The sequence below is a fragment of the Bradyrhizobium sp. SMVTL-02 genome, assembly GCF_051853005.1.
In the GTDB taxonomy this organism is placed as follows: Bacteria; Pseudomonadota; Alphaproteobacteria; order Rhizobiales; family Xanthobacteraceae; genus Bradyrhizobium.
The window spans coordinates 7,772,537-7,789,230 of sequence record NZ_CP182469.1 but is presented as its reverse complement, the minus strand read 5'-3'; the positions used below and the strand labels follow the sequence as shown (position 1 = coordinate 7,789,230).

The window sequence follows — 16,694 nt, the reverse complement described above, 5'->3', positions numbered from 1 at the left end:
CTAGAACACGAGCACCATGCCGTCTTCGGCGGCAAGGTACGGCACGTCTTCCAGGCGCGACAGCATGTCGTCGCTCATATGGGTGAGGACGAGCCGCTTGGCGCCGATGTCGGGCAGATGCTGTTCCAAGGTCTTCAGGCTGAGATGGTTCTTGACCACCTTCTCGTACATATAGGCCTCGGCAATGAAAAGGTCCGCGCCATGCGCCAGCGGAATGAGGGCCTCCGTCCATTCGGTGTCGGCGCTGTAGGCGAGCGTACGGCCCTCGGCCTCGACGCGGTAGGCGAGGAACGGACCGCCGGAGTCGCCGTGCACGACCGGATAGGGCGTCACGGTCACGGCGCCAAAGGGTTGGCGCTGCTCGGGCGCGAACTCGACGGCGTTGAGCTCGAAACGCTGTTTTGCCTGCGAGGAATGCTCGAACAGCACTTCCATTACCTGAGCGAGCCGGGTCTCGATGCCTTGCGGGCCCGCGATGGTCAGCGGCCGCGTCCGCCGCGAGAATTGCGCGTCGAGCAAGAAGAACGGCAGGCCGGCAAAATGATCACCGTGGAAATGCGTGATGAGAATGAGATCGATATCATTGCGCTCGAGCTCGAGCCGCTTCAGCGCCGGCAGGGCCGACGCGCCGCAATCGATCAGGAAGTTCGCTTCGCGCCCGGAGACATGAAAGCAGGTGTTGAGCCTGCCCCCGGAGCCGAAGGCGTCACCGCAGCCGACGAAACGCAGTTGCATCGGCTGCGCACTCCTCGAATCAAATCCTTAGCGGCCGCGCGGTGCGCCGAACACGCGCGAGAGCAGCCAGATCGGGATCACGATGACCGCGCCGAGCAGGAAGTAGCGCCACAACCAGTTGATGGTGTCGAAGCCGAGATCCCAGAGACGCTGGAACAGCAGGCGGATGCTGTAGATGATGTTCCAGGGGTCGAAGCCGATCGCGGCGAGCACGACGCCGACCAGGATCGAGAGCAGGACCAGGCGAAACGCGACCGCCAGCGGAGAGCCGCCGAGAAAGCGGTGCAGACCGTCGCTCCGGCCGGCCGGCAAATCTCTGACGTCTTGGACCATCGCAAACTCCTCGGGCGGTTCGCCCCCATTATAAGGCACGGCGGGGGACATGGGGAACCCGTGGCGGAGCGTCAATCGGGTTACCGGAGTTTAATTCGGGCGGTCGGTCATCTCTCCGCCGGCCAGATTGAGAGTGTTTCCAACGGCCATCCTTCGAGACGCCCGCTCTAAGCGGGCTCCTTGAGGATGAGGACGGAGTGCGCGGCAGCAGTCTCAACGGGCACCGACGCGGATTAGCCTCATCCTGAGGAGACTGCGAAGCGGTCGTCTCGAAGGACGAGGCGCGCGCTCAGGCGCCGCCAAAGTTCGGCTCAGCGCGCGCCTCACACCTCGATCTCCGCCGGCTCCGCCTTCAGCATCCTCTCCAGCGTCTCCAGCCGGTCGGCCTCGCGCGGCGGCTTGTCCCAGCGCAGGCGGCTGATGCGGGGAAAGCGCATGGCGATGCCTGATTTGTGCCGCGGCGAGCGCTGCAGGCCCTCGAAGGCGACCTCCAGCACCAGGCCCTTGTCGCCCTCGTGCACGACATGGCGGACGGGACCGAATTTTTCCGTGGTGTTGCGGCGAACGAAGCGGTCGATCTGCAAGAGCTCCTCGTCGGTGAAGCCGAAATAGGCTTTGCCGACCGGCACCAGCTCGTCGCCGCCTTCGCCTGCGGTCCAGACGCCAAAGGTGTAGTCGGAATAATAGGACGAGCGCTTGCCGTGGCCGCGCTGCGCATACATCAGCACGGCATCGATGATGTGCGGATCGCGCTTCCACTTCCACCATTGCCCTTTCGGCCGCCCCGGCAGGTAGGGCGCATCGCGCCGCTTCAGCATCACGCCCTCGACGGCGTCGGCGTCCTCGCCGGCGCCCGCGCTCGCGGGATCGGCGCGCGCGGCGGTCAGCGCCTCCCAGCTTGCGAAGGGAACGGTGGGCGACAGATCGATGCGGGGATCGCTGAGCTTCCTGACGAATGTCTCCAGCCGCTCGCGCCGCTCCGCGAAGGGCAGCTCGCGCAGATCGTTTTCGTCGTCGCCGAGCAGATCGTAGGCGCGCAAATGGATCGGAAACTCCTTGATCAGCTTGGGCGAGACAACCTTACGGTTGAGGCGCTGCTGCAAGACGTTGAAGCTCTGCACGCGACCTTCGCGCAGGATCAGCAGCTCGCCGTCGATTGCGCCGGGCAGACGCAGCGACGGCACAAGGTCCGGAAAGCTTCCCGTGATGTCCTCGCCGGTGCGCGAATAGAGTCGCGCCGTGATGTGGCCGCGCTCGTCGCGCCCCGCCACCGCCTGCACGCGGATGCCGTCCCATTTCCATTCGGCGATGTAGTCGGCGGGATCGAGCGCGTCGAAATCCGTATCCTCGATCGCATGCGCCAGCATCACGGGCCGGAACGGTGCGGGATCGCGATTGACCGGCTTTTCGCCGCGGCCTTCCAGCCAGGCGAACAGATCGAGATAAGGTGGGCTGAGTCCCGGCCAGATCAGCTCGATCTCGTGTGGGTCCTTGTCGCCGAGCGCGGCGGCGGCGGTCTTGGCGAGGCGCGCGGAAATACCGATGCGCAGCGCACCGGTGACGAGCTTGAGCAGGGCCCAGCGACCGGTTTCGTCGAGCTCGTCGAGCCAGCGTTCGAGCTGCTTCGGTAGCTCCGTCTTGCCGAGCGAGCGCAGCGTGGTCACGACCTCGGTGAGGGTCGGAGGCGGCGGGTTGTTGTGGTTGCTTGGGTGGAGCGAATCGCTGGCATCTCGCCCATGGGACCCCCCTCCCTGGCCCTCCCCCGCAAGGGGGGAGGGAACGGTGAGGTCCGTGCGCCCATCACTGGCTAGATCAGTTTTGTCGATCGAGCCCGTCTGCCGCCGCGAACGCAACTCCGCTCCCTCCCCCTTTGCGGGGAAGGGCGGGGGGGAGGGGTAGCCCGGAAAAGATTCGTCATGACGAGGCGCCCGCTTCGGCCACATCAGCGCCACCGTCTCCGAGAGATCGCCGACGTAATCATACGACAACCCGAACAGCACCTCATCGGTGCGCGACGCAATTAAATCCCGGATCAGCGCCGGCTTGGCGTGCTTGAAGCTGAGCGCGCCGGTGAGTGCCGCCAGCGCATAGCCGCGATCGGGATCGCCGACCTCGCGGAAATAGCCGGTGATCAGCCGCAGCTTGTTGTTGCGGCCGGGCTCGTAGGCGAGGCGGTCGAGCAGTTCAGCGAAGCGATTCATGCTTCGGCCCCGGCAATCGGCGTCTCGCTCTCTTCTTCGTCCCCATAGCCGACGAGATCGAGCGGCTGCGCTTTCAGGCCCTTGCTCCGGCACCAATGCACCAGCGCGTCTTCCTGGCCGTGGGTGACCCAGATCTCGCCGGCGCCGGTCGCCTTGATGGTGGCCGTGAGACCATCCCAGTCCGCGTGGTCGGAGATCACCAGGGGCAATTCGACGCCGCCTTGCCGCGCGCGGGCGCGCACGCGCATCCAGCCCGAGGCGAAGGCGGTGACCGGGTCGGGAAAGCGCCGAGTCCAGATATCCGACGTCGCGGACGGCGGTGCGAGCGTGATGGTGCCGGCCAGCGCCGCCTTCTTCATGCCGGCTGCTGGCCTGAGCTCGCCGAGTTCGATCCCGCGGCTCTGGTAATAGTACGTGATCTTCTCCATCGCGCCATGCAGATAGATCGGCGCGTCATAGCCGGTCCGCCGCAGCAGCGCGATCACGCGCTGCGCCTTGCCGAGCGAGTAGGCGCCGACGAGATGCGCGCGCTCCGGAAACAGCGCGATCGAGGCCAGCAGCTTCTTCACCTCATCGGCCGCATCGCCATGGCGGAACACCGGCAGCCCGAACGTGGCTTCGGTGATGAAGACGTCGCACGGCACCAGCTCGAACGGCGTGCAGGTCGGGTCCGGCGCGTCCTTGTAGTCGCCGGAGGCGACGATGCAGGTGTCCCTAGCTGTCACCGCGATCTGCGCCGAGCCGAGCACATGCCCGGCCGGGTGGAATTTCACGCGGACGTCGCCGAGCCGGATCTCCTCGCCATAGCGGACGGCCTGCGTCGAGCCGGCAAAATTCTCGCCGTAACGCAGCCGCATCATGTCGAGCGTTTCCTGCGTCGCCAGCACCGCGCCGTGGCCGGCACGGGCATGGTCGGAATGGCCGTGGGTGATCACGGCCCGCTCCACGGGACGGACGGGGTCGATATGGAAGCCGCCCGGCTTGCAGCACAGGCCGGCAGCAGTTGGCAACAGGATGTCTTGCGGACGCATTTCTGTCATATAGGCTGCGCCGCGTTTTCTTCGAGTCTTGCTTGCTTCGGTTCCTCAATGCCGCTCCGCCTGTTCCTGACCTCCGGCGATCTCATGGCCGACCGCCGTTTCGAGTTCGCACGCGACCTGCAGCTCAAGGGCGACCTGCCCGCCGCCGCGGACCTGCTGGAGCAGGCGATCGAACTTGCACCGAACTTCACCTCGGCCTGGTTCACGCTCGGCGAGATCCGTCAGCAGCTCGGCGAGCGCGACAAGGCGATCGCGGCCTTCCGCAAGGCGCGCGACTCCGACCCTGAGGATCGGCACGGGGCCGGCCTGCATCTGATGCGGCTCGGCGATGCGCAAGTTGCCGAGATGCCCAAGGCCTACGTGCAGGCGCTGTTCGATCAGTACGCGCCGCGCTTCGAGCACGCGCTGATCAACGATCTCGGCTATCGCGCGCCGGCGCTGATCTTCAAGGCGGTGCTGGCCGCCCGCGTCGCCGCCAAGAAGCCGGCCTTCTTCAAGCGCACCATCGATCTCGGCTGCGGCACTGGCCTCGCGGCCGCGGCCTTCGCCAAGCAGGTCGATCATTTCATCGGCATCGATCTGTCGCCCGGCATGATCAAGGAGGCGCGCGCCAGCGGCCTTTATGCCGAGCTCGAAGTCGCCGACATGATCGAGGGCCTGCGCACGAAGAGCGACGCCAGCGCGAACCTCGTCGTCGCGGCCGATGCGTTCGTCTACGTCTCCGATCTGGCGCCGGTGCTCAACGAAGCAATGCGCGTGCTCGTGTCGGGCGGCGTGCTCGCCTTCACGCTGGAGACGCATGACGGCGATGGCATCGTGCTCGGCGAGGGCCTGCGCTATGCCCATTCGGCGGAATATGTGCGCGGCGCGATCGCGAAAGCCGGCCTCAAGCTGCTGGCACTCGAGCCGGCCTCGCCGCGCAACGAGAACAACGAGCCGGTGCGCGGCCTCGTCGTCGTCGCCGAGAAAACTTGAGTCTAGGCGCTAATTTACGCTGATTTGAGCGTCATTGCGTCGCAAAGCGACGACTTCCTACTTGCGAGCCGAGCTGCGATGTCAGCACAATGCGCGCACCAGGGAGAAACGAATAATGACAAAGAATCCATCGCGGCGCGATTTCAGCGCCGGCGCGCTCGCCACCATCGCCGCATTCACTTTGCCCGCGCCTTACGTCTGGGCCGCAGAGAAGAAATACGATGCGGGTGCCAGCGACACCGAGATCAAGATCGGGCAGACCGTGCCGCATTCCGGCCCCGGCTCGCTCTACGGCGTGCTCGGCCGCATTGGCGAAGCCTATTTCCAGATGCTGAACGAGAAGGGCGGCATCAACGGGCGCAAGATCAAGTTCCTGACCATGGACGATGCCTACAGCGCGCCGAAATGCGTCGAGGCGACGCGGCGCCTTGTGGAGCAGGAAGAGGTGCTCGCGCTCTACGGCTCGCTCGGCACCGCGCCGCAGACTGCCGTGCACAAATACCTGAACTCCAAGGGCGTGCCGCAGCTGCTGCTCAACACCGGCGCGTCGAAGTGGAACAACCCGAAAGAGTTCAAGTGGACGATGGCGGGCCTGCCGCTCTATCCGACCGAGGCGCGCATCCTGGCGCGACACGTCGTCAGCGTGAAGCCGAATGCGAAGATCGGTATCCTCTACCAGAACGACGATTTCGGCCGCGACTTCCTGGGGCCGTTCAAGAAGGTGCTGGCGGATGCCGGCGGCACCGCGCAGGTGATCATGGAGCAGACCTACGATCTCACCGAGCCCACCGTCGATTCCCAGCTCATCAATCTGTCCAAATCCGGCGCCGACGTCTTCTACAACATCTCGACCGGCAAGGCCTCGTCGCAGTCGATCCGCAAGGTGGCCGAGCTCGGCTGGAAGCCGCTGCAACTTCTGTCCGCGGGCTCCACGGGCCGCTCGATCCTCAACGCCGCGGGTCTCGAGAACGCCGCCGGCATCGTCGCCATCCGCTACAACAAGGAGGTCGGCCTGCCGAAATGGGAGAAGGACCCCGACGTGATGGCGTTCGAGGAGCTCCGCAAGAAGTACACGCCGGCGATCGACCCCGACAACACCATCGCCTTTGCGGGCTATGGCCAGGCGGTGACCATGGGCGAGATCCTGCGCCGCTGCGGCGACGACCTCACCCGCGCCAACGTCTTGAAGCAGGCCTCCACGCTGGCGGGCTTCCACTCGCCCTACTTCCTGGACGGCGTCACCTACAGCTACACGCCCGCGGACTACACGCCGATGAAGACGTTGTTCATCTCCACCTTCACCGGCAAGGACTGGGACATCTCCGACAAGCCTATGTCGGAGTAGGGCGGGCGCCGCTCTCTCTTCCCCTCTCCCCGCCTAGGGGGAGAGGCGAACCTCCCACCCCTCGACGAACCCACCCCCACGACTTACCTCCTATGCCGTGCCGCCCCGCATCCTCAAAATCCCGGCCGAGCCGGCCACGCTGCTGCCCGACCGCTTCAACGCCTGGTTCGCGGCCCGCGGCTGGTCGCCGCGCGAGCATCAGCTCGCGCTGCTGGAGAAGGCGCGCGACGACGCCAGCGCGCTCCTGATCGCGCCGACCGGCGCCGGCAAGACGCTGGCCGGGTTTCTGCCGACGCTGGTGGAGTTATCTTCTCCCTCCCCCCTTGTGGGGGAGGGGCGGGGAGGGGGGTGGCCACAAGCTCCGCTCGTGGGGCTACCCCCCTCCCGGCAGCCTGCGGCTGCCGACCTCGCCCACAAGGGGGGAGGTGTCAACAAGCTCATGTCCACCGGCCGTTCCGTGCGACGCACCGGCGGCCTGCACACGCTCTACATCTCGCCGCTGAAAGCGCTCGCCGTCGACATCGCGCGCAACCTCGAGCGTCCCATTGCCGAGATGGGCCTGCCGATCAAGGTCGAGACCCGCACCGGCGACACGCCGGTGTCGCGGCGCCAGCGGCAGCGGCGCTATCCGCCGGATATTTTGCTGACGACGCCGGAGCAGCTCGCGCTCCTGCTCTCCTCCGACGATGCGCCGTTCCTGTTCTCCTCGCTCAAGCGCATCGTGCTCGACGAGCTGCATGCGCTGGTCACGTCCAAGCGCGGCGATCTGCTCTCGCTCGGCCTTGCGCGCCTCTGGCGCTTCGCGCCGCAGATGCGTACGATCGGCCTGTCGGCGACGGTGGCCGAGCCGGAGCAACTCGCGCGCTTCCTGGTGCCGCAGCTTGAGGGCAAGGAAGCCGCCGCCGATATCGTCGTCGCCGGGGGCGCCGCGCCGCCGGAGGTCGAGATGCTGGACACGCGCGAGCGGCTGCCCTGGGCCGGCCACAGCGCGCGCCACGCGCTCCCCGAGATCTACGAGCTGATCAAGGCGAACAAGACCACGCTGGTCTTCGTCAACACCCGCAGCCAGGCCGAGATGCTGTTCCAGAATCTTTGGAGCATGAACGACGACGGCCTCGCGATTGCCCTGCATCACGGCTCGCTCGACGTCGCGCAGCGCCGCAAGGTCGAGGACGCGATGTCGGCGGGCAGGCTGCGCGGCGTGGTCTGCACCTCCTCCCTCGACCTCGGCGTCGACTGGGGCGACGTCGATCTCGTCGTCAATATCGGTGCGCCCAAGGGCTCCTCGCGCCTGATGCAGCGCATCGGCCGCGCCAATCACCGCCTCGACGAGGCCTCGCGTGCGGTGCTGGTGCCGGCCAACCGTTTCGAGGTGCTGGAGTGCCGCGTCGCCATCGATGCCGTCGCCGAGAATGCACAGGACACGCCTCCGCTTCGCACCGGTGCACTCGATGTGCTGGCCCAGCACGTGCTCGGCTGCGCCTGCGGCGAGCCGTTCTTCAGCGATGAGCTCTACGACGAGGTCCGCACCGCCGCGCCCTACGCCAACCTGTCGCGGCAGGATTTCGACGACGTCGTCGATTTCGTCGCCTCCGGCGGCTATGCGCTGAAGACCTACGAGCGCTTCGCCCGGATCAAGCAGGACAAGGAGGGCCGCTGGCGCGTCGCCAATCCCAAAGTGCGGCAGAGCTATCGGATGAATGTCGGCACCATCGTCGAGGACGACATGCTCAAGGTGCGCCTGGTGCGCTCGCGCGGCGGCGGTGCGGGAAAAGCAGGCGGATCGACCGGCGTGATCGCGCGTGGCGGCCGGCTGCTCGGCGAGATCGAGGAGGCCTTCATCGAGGGCCTCAGCCCCGGCGACACCTTCGTGTTCAGCGGCGAGGTGGTGCGCTACGAAACCCTGGTCGAGGACCAGGTCTATGTCTCGCGCGCGCATGACAAGGACCCGAAGGTGCCGTCCTACATGGGCGGCAAGTTTCCACTCTCGACCTATCTCGCCGAGCGCGTGCGCCGGCTGCTGGACGACGGGCGCGCCTGGGGCGGCCTGCCGGAGCAGGTGCGCGACTGGCTCTCGCTGCAGAAGGACGTGTCCCGCGTGCCGGCGGTGCGCGAGCTTCTGGTCGAGAGCTTTCCGCGCGCCAACAAGCACTACATCGTCTGCTATCCCTTCGAGGGCCGCCTCGCGCACCAGACCCTCGGCATGCTGCTGACCCGCCGCCTCGAGCGCGCCCGCGCGCGGCCGCTCGGCTTCGTCGCCAACGAATATGCGGTGGCGATCTGGGGGCTCGGCGACTTGTCGTTCATGATCCGCGAGGGCCGGATCGACCTCAACGCGCTGTTCGATCCTGACATGCTCGGTGACGATCTCGAAGCCTGGCTCGCCGAATCCGCCTTGATGAAGCGCACGTTCCGCAACTGCGCCATCATCTCCGGCCTGATCGCCCGCCGGCATACCGGTGAGGAGAAGAGCCGCCGCCAGGTGCTGTTCTCGACCGATCTCGTCTACGACGTGTTGCGCAAGCACCAGGCCGACCACGTCCTGCTCCGCGCCGCGCGCGCCGATGCCGCCACCGGCCTGCTCGATCTGCGCCGCCTCAGCGACATGCTGATGCGCATCCGGGGCCGCATCACCCACCGGGAACTCGACCGTGTCTCCCCGCTCGCGGTCCCCGTGATGCTGGAAATCGGCCGCGAGTCAGTTTATGGCGAAGCTGCAGACGAGCTGTTGGCGGAAGCCGCCGACGAGCTGGTCAAAGAGGCGATGGATAGAAGCGGGTAAGACGTGACGGCAGGCGCGCTGGGTTCAGGGGATGTCGAGGACATGCGCGTTTCCAGTGTCACCATCAGCGGTGTGACCTTCGCGGCCGATCTCTCCGGCGCGCTGTACTGGGAGGCGCAGCGCCTGCTGGTCGTCTCCGACCTGCATCTGGAAAAGGGGTCGAGCTTCGCCACGCGCGGCGTGTTGCTGCCACCCTACGATACCATCGCGACACTTGGCCGGCTCGCTGCTGTCATCTCCCGCCATGATCCCGACGTGGTCATCGCGCTCGGCGACAGCTTTCACGATCGCACCGCGCATGAGCGCCTGTCCGCGCGGGATCGCGACGCTGTGGCCGCACTCCAGAGCGGCCGCGACTGGATCTGGATCTCGGGGAATCATGATCCGGTGCTGCCGCGCGATCTCGGCGGCACCATCGCCGACGAAGTCGCGATCGGCCCGATCACCTTCCGCCACGAGCCGACCGGCGCGCATGGCGAGATCGCCGGCCATCTGCATCCGAAGGCCCGCATCTCCGCGCGCGGAAGGTCGATGGAGCGCCGCTGCTTCGCCAGCGACGGCATGCGCGCCGTGATGCCCGCCTTCGGCGCCTATGCCGGCGGCCTCAGCATCCGCGATGAAGCGTTCGCAAGGATCTTTCCGAAGAACGGCTTCGTCGCCCACCTGCTGGGCGACCGCCGCGTCCACGCGATTGCAGCGTCGCGGTGTTATTGAGCAGTCCGTGTTGGACCCACGCTGTTTGCCGTGCACACCACCGCGCTTCCTCCCCCCTTGTAAGCAGGCTATCGCATTTGAAAACTTTTCCCGCGGCCATCCTTCGAGACGCCCGCTTCAGGCGGGCTCCTCAGGATGAGGACGGAGTGCGCGGCAGCAGTTTCAACGGGCACTGACGCTGATTAGCCTCATCCTGAGGAGGCGCATGAGCGCCGCCTCGAAGGACGAGGCGTGCGCGCAGGCCGCCGCAACGAGCCATATGCGATAGCCCTGCCACAAGGGGGGAGGGAACAGACCGACCTCGTGGCGACTACGCCGCCTTCGCCTGCACGTTCTCGCAGAACTCCGCGAGCCGGTCCGCAAGCCGCAGCGTCGCGGGGCTCGCATTTGGCGAGGCCATCAGCGCCACTTCGGTCTTGCTGATTGGCGCAAAGCCGTCTTTCGCCGTCAGCACGCGGTGATCGGACTGGATCGACATTTCCGACAGGATGCTTAAGCCCATGCCCGCGGCCACCGCGGCCTGAATGCCGGAAAGACTCGATGACGTGTAGGCGGTGTGCCAGGCGCGGCCCGCGCTTTCCAGCGCGTGGATGGCGCCGGCGCGATAGACGCAGCCGAGCGGAAAGCCGATCAGGGGCACTGATGGCACGTCGACGTCGACCGGATGGCTCTTGCTGGTGACCCAGTGCACCCGCTCCGGCCACACCGCGATCGCGCCCTTCTCGCCGGCCGCGCGCTTGTAGAGCGCCAGATCGAGCTCGCCGCGTTCGAGATCGCGGGCGAGGTTCTTGCTCTGGTCGGCGCGCACGTCGAGGCGCAGGCCGGGGTGCGAGCGCGAGAACGTGCCCAGCAGCTTCGTCAGCCGATAGGCCGCGAAATCCTCGGGGATGCCGAGCCGGATCGCGCCTTCGCCGCCGGGCTGGCGCAGCACGTCGCGCGCTTCCTCGGCAAGCGAGAGCAGCCGCCGCGCATAGGACAGCAGCCGCTCGCCGGCCTCGGTCGGGCGCACATCCTTGCCGTCCCGGTGCAGCAGCACCTGGCCGACATCCTCCTCCAGCCGTTTGATCTGCTGGCTCACGGTCGATTGCGTGCGGTGGACGCGTTCGCCGGCGCGGGTGAAGCCGCCGGCCTCGACCACCGAAACGAAGCTGCGGAGGAGCTCCAGATCGAGCTGCATCCATTCGAAAATCCACTGATCGTAAGTTAATCATTTAATTTCCAAATGACAAGCGGCGTCCCTAGATCGAAGGCTCAGGAGAATGCCCCATGTCGCTTGCGCCTTCGATTTCGGTTCCCCGTACCCGCTTCAATACCTTGCCGCTCGCCATCGGCCTGTTCTGCCTGCTCTGGAGCTATGCCTTCGTCGCCGGCAAGATCGGCGTCACGCATTGCCCGCCGCTGATCCTGCTCGCCGCGCGCTTCTCGCTCGCCGGGATCCTGATTCTGGGCGCCACGCTGATCCGCGGCGAGGCCTGGTCGCTGTCCTGGCGCGATGCCGCTGTTTTCGCCGTGCTCGGCATCGCCAACAATGCGCTCTATCTCGGGCTCGGCTACACCGGCCTGCAATCGGTCTCCGCCGGTCTCGGCGGCCTGATCGTCTCGGCCAATCCGGTGTTCACGGGGGCGCTCGCCGCACTGCTGCTCGGCGAAGGCATGACCTGGCGCAAGGCGAGCGGACTTCTGCTCGGCATCATCGGCGTGACGGCGATCGTGTGGCACCGTCTCTCGGTCGGCACCGACAGCCTGCACGGCATCGTCTTCACGCTGGCCTCGCTCGCCTCCATCGTCACCGGCACCATTCTGTTCAAGCTGCTCGCGCCGAGGGGCTCGTTGTGGATCGGCAATGGTGTGCAGAACCTCGCTGCGGGCATCGTGCTTGCGCCGATCGCGTTCACCTTCGCCGATGTCCGCGCGATCGACTTTACGCCGGGCCTGATCGGCGCCTTCGCCTTTCTCGTGCTCGGCGGCTCGATCCTCGCCTCCTGGCTCTGGTTTCATCTTCTGAAGGTGTGCGGCGCCACCGCCGCCAGCGCCTATCACTTCCTGATGCCGCCGCTCGGCATGCTGTTCGCGTACGTCGTGCTCGGCGAGCATGTCGAGGCGCGCGACCTGCTCGGCATCATCCCGGTCGCGCTCGGCATTTATCTCGTGACGCGGCCGGCGAAGGCGGCGGCGTAGCCGGATGGGCCGCCATCTCCACATCGTCATTGCGAGCGCAGCGAAGCCATCCAGTCCATCACCGCGGAGCGATTCTGGATTGTTTGTGCGCCAGGCAAGCTGGCGTGGTCCAACCGGTGGAAGTCCGGTCCGGGTAAGCGGTAGCGAGCGCCCGGTAGTGAGTGTTGCGTGGCCGTCGGCAACGGCGGCTGCGAAGCGTACACAACGATGCTGTGGGGTGGGCTATTGAGCCGCGAAAGACAGAAACTCGCAGAGGCCGAGCCGGTAAGCAACGTCGAAGGCAACATGTGCGGCGCCGTTATGCGAGGCGCTGACGCTCTGCCGTGGTCGAAGACCCCATCACGCAGCAAAGGACCGCGTCGGAACCTGGGAGGTCCCGCATCTGACCGATGGCAACATGCCCCCAAGGTCCGCATCGGGAAGGCGAGGAGCCAAAGCCGATGACGAACGGATGCGGGAAGTCGGAGGCGGCCGTAGTAGCGTCGAAGCCTGCGAACGAAGCGGAGCGATCCGCGGAGGAGTTGGTGGAGCGAAGGGCCGCGACCAAGGGGAATGCGGACCAGCAAAGCACGCCCCGGACGCCGAGCCGGACAAGCGTGACACAGGCGTTGGAACGCATACGGCGAACTGGAAGAAGGAGAGGTTCACTGCGCTGCTTCACCACATCACGCCTGAACTGCTCGAGGCGGAGTTCTTCGCGCTGAAGAAGCATGCCGCGCCGGGTGTGGACGGAATGATGTGGCGGGACTACGAGCAAGACCTCAAGGCCAATCTTGAGGACCTGCATGCTCGTGTTCACCGGGGAGCGTACCGGCCGCAGCCGTCGCGGCGGGTCCATATCCCGAAGCAGGATGGGCGGCAGCGACCGCTGGCGATTGCGTCCCTCGAGGACAAGATCGTTCAGCGGGCAACCGCTACGGTGCTCAACGCGATCTACGAGGAGGACTTCCTCGGGTTCTCGTATGGGTTCCGGCCCGGGCGCAGCGCGCACGATGCGATGGATGCGCTGCTGGTCGGAATCGAGAGCCGGCGGGTGAACTTCATTGTTGACGCCGATATCCGCTCGTTCTTCGACATGGTGGACCAGGAATGGCTCATCCGCTTCGTCGAACATCGGACCGGCGACCAGCGTATCATCCGTCTGATCCGCAAATGGCTCAAGGCGGGTGTTCTCGAAGAAGGAACGGTCAGGGTCAGCGAACAGGGGACGGCACAAGGGGCGGTGATCTCGCCGCTGCTTGCCAACATCTACCTGCACTATGCCCTCGATCTGTGGGCCGAACGCTTCAGACGGCGCGAGGCCGCGGGCGACATGATCATCGTGCGCTACGCTGACGACTTCATCGTCGGCTTCGAGCATGAGAATGAGGCCCGGCACTTCCTCGAAGAATTGCGCAAACGGCTGCAGGAGTTCGCGCTGTCACTGCACCCTGAGAAAACCCGGCTGATCGAGTTCGGACGTCATGCGGAGGACAACCGCAGGCGGCGCGGGCTCGGCAAGCCGGAGACCTTCAACTTCCTCGGCTTCACCTTCATCTGCAGCCGATCCAAGCAAGGCAAGTTCCAGATCAGGCGCAAGTCTCGCAAAGACCGCATGCGGGCGAAACTGCAAGCCGTGAAGCAGGGAATGCGACGGCGTATGCACCAGTCGGTGCTCGAACAGGGCAAATGGCTGCGGCAGGTCGTTACCGGGTACTTCAACTACCACGCGGTACCGACCAACAGCCGAGCGCTCAGCGCCTTCCGCTACTTCGTCACCGAACAATGGAGGCGGATGCTTCGGCGCCGCAGCCAGATTGACGGGACCACGTGGCAGCGGGTCGCGCGGCTTGCCTCCGACTTGCTCCCCAAGCCACAAATCCTCCATCCTTGGCCCCGAACACGCTTCACCGCTACTCACCCGAGGTGGGAGCCGTATGCGGGAAAGCCGCACGTACGGATCTGTGCGGGGGGCGCCCAGCAATGAGCGTCCCTACCGCGACCGTTTCGCTCGCAATGACGGAGTACGCTAATCCTTCCTGAACACGATCGACGCCATCCACCCCGTCATCAGCGCCATCGCCACCGTGGCAAGCCCGTAGACGAACCCGTTCTGCCTTGCCGTCGTCGCGACGAACTGCTCGAAGCCGACCTTGACGATCTCGAAGGCGGTCTCGGTCTTGGTCACGAGCGCGCCGTTCGCGAACAGCTTGATCTCGACCTCATAGGTGCCGATCGGCACCTCCGCCGGCAGCGGAATGCCGGTGCGGAACAGCGTCGGCGTCAGGAACGTCACCGCGCTCGGGTCTTCGCGATAGAGCCCGCGCTCGGTGCGCAGGCGGACGAAGGCCGAGCGGAACGGGTCGTTCGGCACCACGTCGGCAAAGTCGCCGCTGACCCGTTGCGTCAGCCGCACGTTGTTGAGTCCGATCTGCTGCCGCCGCGCGATCTCGGGCGAGGTGATGGCGTCGAAGGGACGATTGGCGAACAGCGCCAGATAGCTCGGCACCTGCAGGAACTGCCGGTAGTCGGTGTTGATCCAGATGCCGAAGGTGCGTTCCTTCCGCCGCGTCACCATGTCGGCGCGCGGGCCCATCACGGTGACGACGAGATCGTAGGCGGTGCGGTCCGCGGGCGTCGTGGCGTCCTTCTCCACCGAGCCGAACAGCACCAGCTCCTCGCCGGAATAGTTCGGCGTCACCGTGACGCGATGGTTGGAGACCGACACGATCAGCCGCTCGGCGCGCGCGGCGGAGCCAAGTAGCAGGACGAGAAGAAGGGCGAGGAGCGTGCGCATCAGGTGCTCACCCCCAGCTCACGAATGGTGAAGAGATCTTCGGGCCGGATCACCAGCTCGATCGCGAAGCGGACGCCGACCGAGAGGATCAAGAGGCCCAGCAGCAGCCGCAGCTGCTCGCCGCGGATCTTCTGGCCGGCACGTGCTCCGAACTGCGCTCCGGTGACGCCGCCGACCATCAGGATCAGCGCCAGTACCGCATCGACGAGGTGATTGGTCACCGCGTGCAGAATGGTCGCGACCAGCATGGTGACGAGGGTGAGCACCATCGAGGTCCCGATCACCGTCGAGGTCGGCACCCTGAGCAGATAGATCATGATCGGCACCAGGATGAAGCCGCCGCCGATACCCATGATGGAGCCGATGAAGCCGATCATGGTGCCGACGATCAGCACGGGGATGACCGAGAGATAGATCTTCGATCGCTTGAACCGCATCTTCAGCGGCAGGCCGTGGATCCAGTTGTGCGTGCGTCGCGGCGGCACCGCGCCGCGCCGGGTCCGCATCAGGGCGCGCAGGCCCTCGGAGAACATCAGGCTGCCGACCGTGGTGAGCAGCACGACGTAGGACAGCGCGATCATCAGGTCGAGCTGGCCGAGCGCGCGAAGCTGCGTGAAGGTCCACACCCCGAGCGCCGTCCCGGTCACACCGCCGCATAAAAGAACGCTCGCCAGTGCCGGATCGATCGCACGTCGTCGCCAATAGGTCAGGGCGCCGGAAAACGAGGAGGCCGCGATGTGGCTCGCCACGGAGGCGACCGCGACCGCCGGCGTGATGCCGATGAAGATCAGGAGCGGCGTCATCAGGAAGCCGCCGCCAATGCCGAACATGCCGGAGACGAAGCCGACCGCCGCGCCCATCGCCAGCACGAGGAAGACGTTGACCGGAAGATCGGCGATCGGGAGATAGAGCTGCATCGAGCCTGGTCCGGCGGACGATCGAAGACCGCGGAATGCTCGCGCAGGACGAACGATTGCCGCGTTCCTCACATAGCCGAAAACGCCGCGCTGCGGGACAACGAATTGAACACGGCGCCGCGTTTTTCGCAACAAACCTGTGCCCTGAGCCGAATTCAAGGCACTGCATCTGCGGCTTCTCTGCCTGGGAATAACCCAGCCCGGCTACGGCTCGAGCGAACGGCGTGCCTCCATACACGCCTGAACAGCGATGCGCGCGGCGAAGGTCGCGCTAATCGCAGCCAGTGATGCGCTGGACCGCCTTTGTGTACTTCAAATGAAGCGAGCTGTTAGCCGTGTCCGACGCGGCATTACGACCCAGCATGCGATCCGAGTCCAGGCATGTTTGGAGGTCTTGCTGGATGTGCGAGCACGACCCCAAGGCGTTCTTCTCGGCCTCTTCCTTCGACGTTCCAAATCCAACAAACGTCTGTACACGACCGGCCTCGGTGTCGAGCGCCGATACAACAGTGATTTCCGAAATGTAGTAAGACGAGCACGAGGCGGCGAGAGCCTCGGTGGACGTTCCCGGAATTCCCAGCCAGAGGACGGCCAGCGCGGCCGCCTTCATCTTGGTCCTCTGGTCTGGAAAACGATCGTCTTGCCTGCGCGACCAGTCGAGAATGCCCATCTTTGTGTTCCTTTGTGGCACCTGAACT

General features: G+C 65.8%; 14 protein-coding genes. 6 read left to right on the top strand and 8 right to left on the bottom strand.

All coding sequences use genetic code 11. From position 1 onward, the window contains the following. The 4 genes from ACNJYB_RS37335 to ACNJYB_RS37320 all read right to left on the bottom strand — a co-directional run bounded on the left by ACNJYB_RS37335 (position 1) and on the right by ACNJYB_RS37320 (position 4,300). Positions 1 to 735, bottom strand: coding sequence for an MBL fold metallo-hydrolase (locus tag ACNJYB_RS37335; RefSeq protein WP_439371608.1), 735 nt, complete (start codon positions 733 to 735; stop codon positions 1 to 3). 27 nt (positions 736 to 762) lie between these two features. Beyond that, complete coding sequence (locus tag ACNJYB_RS37330) at positions 763 to 1,068, bottom strand: DUF6460 domain-containing protein (RefSeq protein WP_439371607.1); 306 nt, start codon at positions 1,066 to 1,068, stop codon at positions 763 to 765. 323 nt (positions 1,069 to 1,391) lie between these two features. After that, positions 1,392 to 3,269, bottom strand: coding sequence for an ATP-dependent DNA ligase (locus tag ACNJYB_RS37325; RefSeq protein ID WP_439371606.1), 1,878 nt, complete (start codon positions 3,267 to 3,269; stop codon positions 1,392 to 1,394). After that, on the bottom strand, positions 3,266 to 4,300 hold the full coding sequence (locus ACNJYB_RS37320; protein WP_439375741.1) for a ligase-associated DNA damage response exonuclease: 1,035 nt from the start codon (positions 4,298 to 4,300) through the stop codon (positions 3,266 to 3,268). The genes ACNJYB_RS37325 and ACNJYB_RS37320 overlap by 4 nt, the downstream gene beginning before the upstream one ends. A 57-nt stretch (positions 4,301 to 4,357) precedes the next feature. On the opposite strand from ACNJYB_RS37320, the gene ACNJYB_RS37315 reads away from it, so the two are divergent. The 4 genes from ACNJYB_RS37315 (at position 4,358) to pdeM (ending at position 10,125) form a co-directional block, all read left to right on the top strand. Then, a complete protein-coding gene (locus tag ACNJYB_RS37315; RefSeq protein ID WP_439371605.1) occupies positions 4,358 to 5,284 on the top strand; it encodes a methyltransferase domain-containing protein in 927 nt (308 codons plus the stop codon). Between the two features lie 115 nt (positions 5,285 to 5,399). Continuing rightward, positions 5,400 to 6,629 (top strand): ABC transporter substrate-binding protein, encoded by a 1,230-nt coding sequence (locus ACNJYB_RS37310; protein ID WP_439371604.1) that lies wholly within the window; start codon positions 5,400 to 5,402, stop codon positions 6,627 to 6,629. A gap of 97 nt (positions 6,630 to 6,726) precedes the next feature. Next, positions 6,727 to 9,411: a ligase-associated DNA damage response DEXH box helicase gene (locus tag ACNJYB_RS37305; protein WP_439371603.1), complete on the top strand. Its 2,685-nt coding sequence runs from the start codon at positions 6,727 to 6,729 to the stop codon at positions 9,409 to 9,411. A gap of 42 nt (positions 9,412 to 9,453) precedes the next feature. After that, on the top strand, positions 9,454 to 10,125 hold the full coding sequence (gene pdeM / locus ACNJYB_RS37300; RefSeq protein WP_439371602.1) for a ligase-associated DNA damage response endonuclease PdeM: 672 nt from the start codon (positions 9,454 to 9,456) through the stop codon (positions 10,123 to 10,125). 310 nt (positions 10,126 to 10,435) lie between these two features. Here the strand turns inward: pdeM and ACNJYB_RS37295 are convergent, their stop codons facing one another. Continuing rightward, positions 10,436 to 11,302 carry a LysR family transcriptional regulator gene (locus ACNJYB_RS37295; RefSeq protein ID WP_439371601.1) on the bottom strand — a complete coding sequence of 289 codons (867 nt, stop codon included), beginning with the start codon at positions 11,300 to 11,302 and terminating at the stop codon, positions 10,436 to 10,438. A gap of 89 nt (positions 11,303 to 11,391) precedes the next feature. Between ACNJYB_RS37295 and ACNJYB_RS37290 the strand changes: the two genes are divergently transcribed. Both ACNJYB_RS37290 and ltrA read left to right on the top strand, forming a co-directional pair. Then, positions 11,392 to 12,303, top strand: coding sequence for a DMT family transporter (locus ACNJYB_RS37290; RefSeq protein WP_439371600.1), 912 nt, complete (start codon positions 11,392 to 11,394; stop codon positions 12,301 to 12,303). A 451-nt stretch (positions 12,304 to 12,754) separates the two neighbouring features. Further along, positions 12,755 to 14,269 (top strand): group II intron reverse transcriptase/maturase, encoded by a 1,515-nt coding sequence (gene ltrA / locus ACNJYB_RS37285; RefSeq protein WP_439371599.1) that lies wholly within the window; start codon positions 12,755 to 12,757, stop codon positions 14,267 to 14,269. A gap of 42 nt (positions 14,270 to 14,311) precedes the next feature. Here the strand turns inward: ltrA and ACNJYB_RS37280 are convergent, their stop codons facing one another. The 3 genes from ACNJYB_RS37280 to ACNJYB_RS37270 form a co-directional block, all read right to left on the bottom strand. Then, on the bottom strand, positions 14,312 to 15,079 hold the full coding sequence (locus ACNJYB_RS37280) for a TIGR02186 family protein (protein WP_439371598.1): 768 nt from the start codon (positions 15,077 to 15,079) through the stop codon (positions 14,312 to 14,314). Beyond that, positions 15,079 to 15,996 carry a sulfite exporter TauE/SafE family protein gene (locus ACNJYB_RS37275; RefSeq protein ID WP_439371597.1) on the bottom strand — a complete coding sequence of 306 codons (918 nt, stop codon included), beginning with the start codon at positions 15,994 to 15,996 and terminating at the stop codon, positions 15,079 to 15,081. Before ACNJYB_RS37275 ends, ACNJYB_RS37280 begins: the two co-directional genes overlap by 1 nt. A gap of 271 nt (positions 15,997 to 16,267) precedes the next feature. Further along, positions 16,268 to 16,666 carry a hypothetical protein gene (locus tag ACNJYB_RS37270; RefSeq protein ID WP_439371596.1) on the bottom strand — a complete coding sequence of 133 codons (399 nt, stop codon included), beginning with the start codon at positions 16,664 to 16,666 and terminating at the stop codon, positions 16,268 to 16,270. Between the last annotated feature and the right edge of the window lie 28 nt (positions 16,667 to 16,694).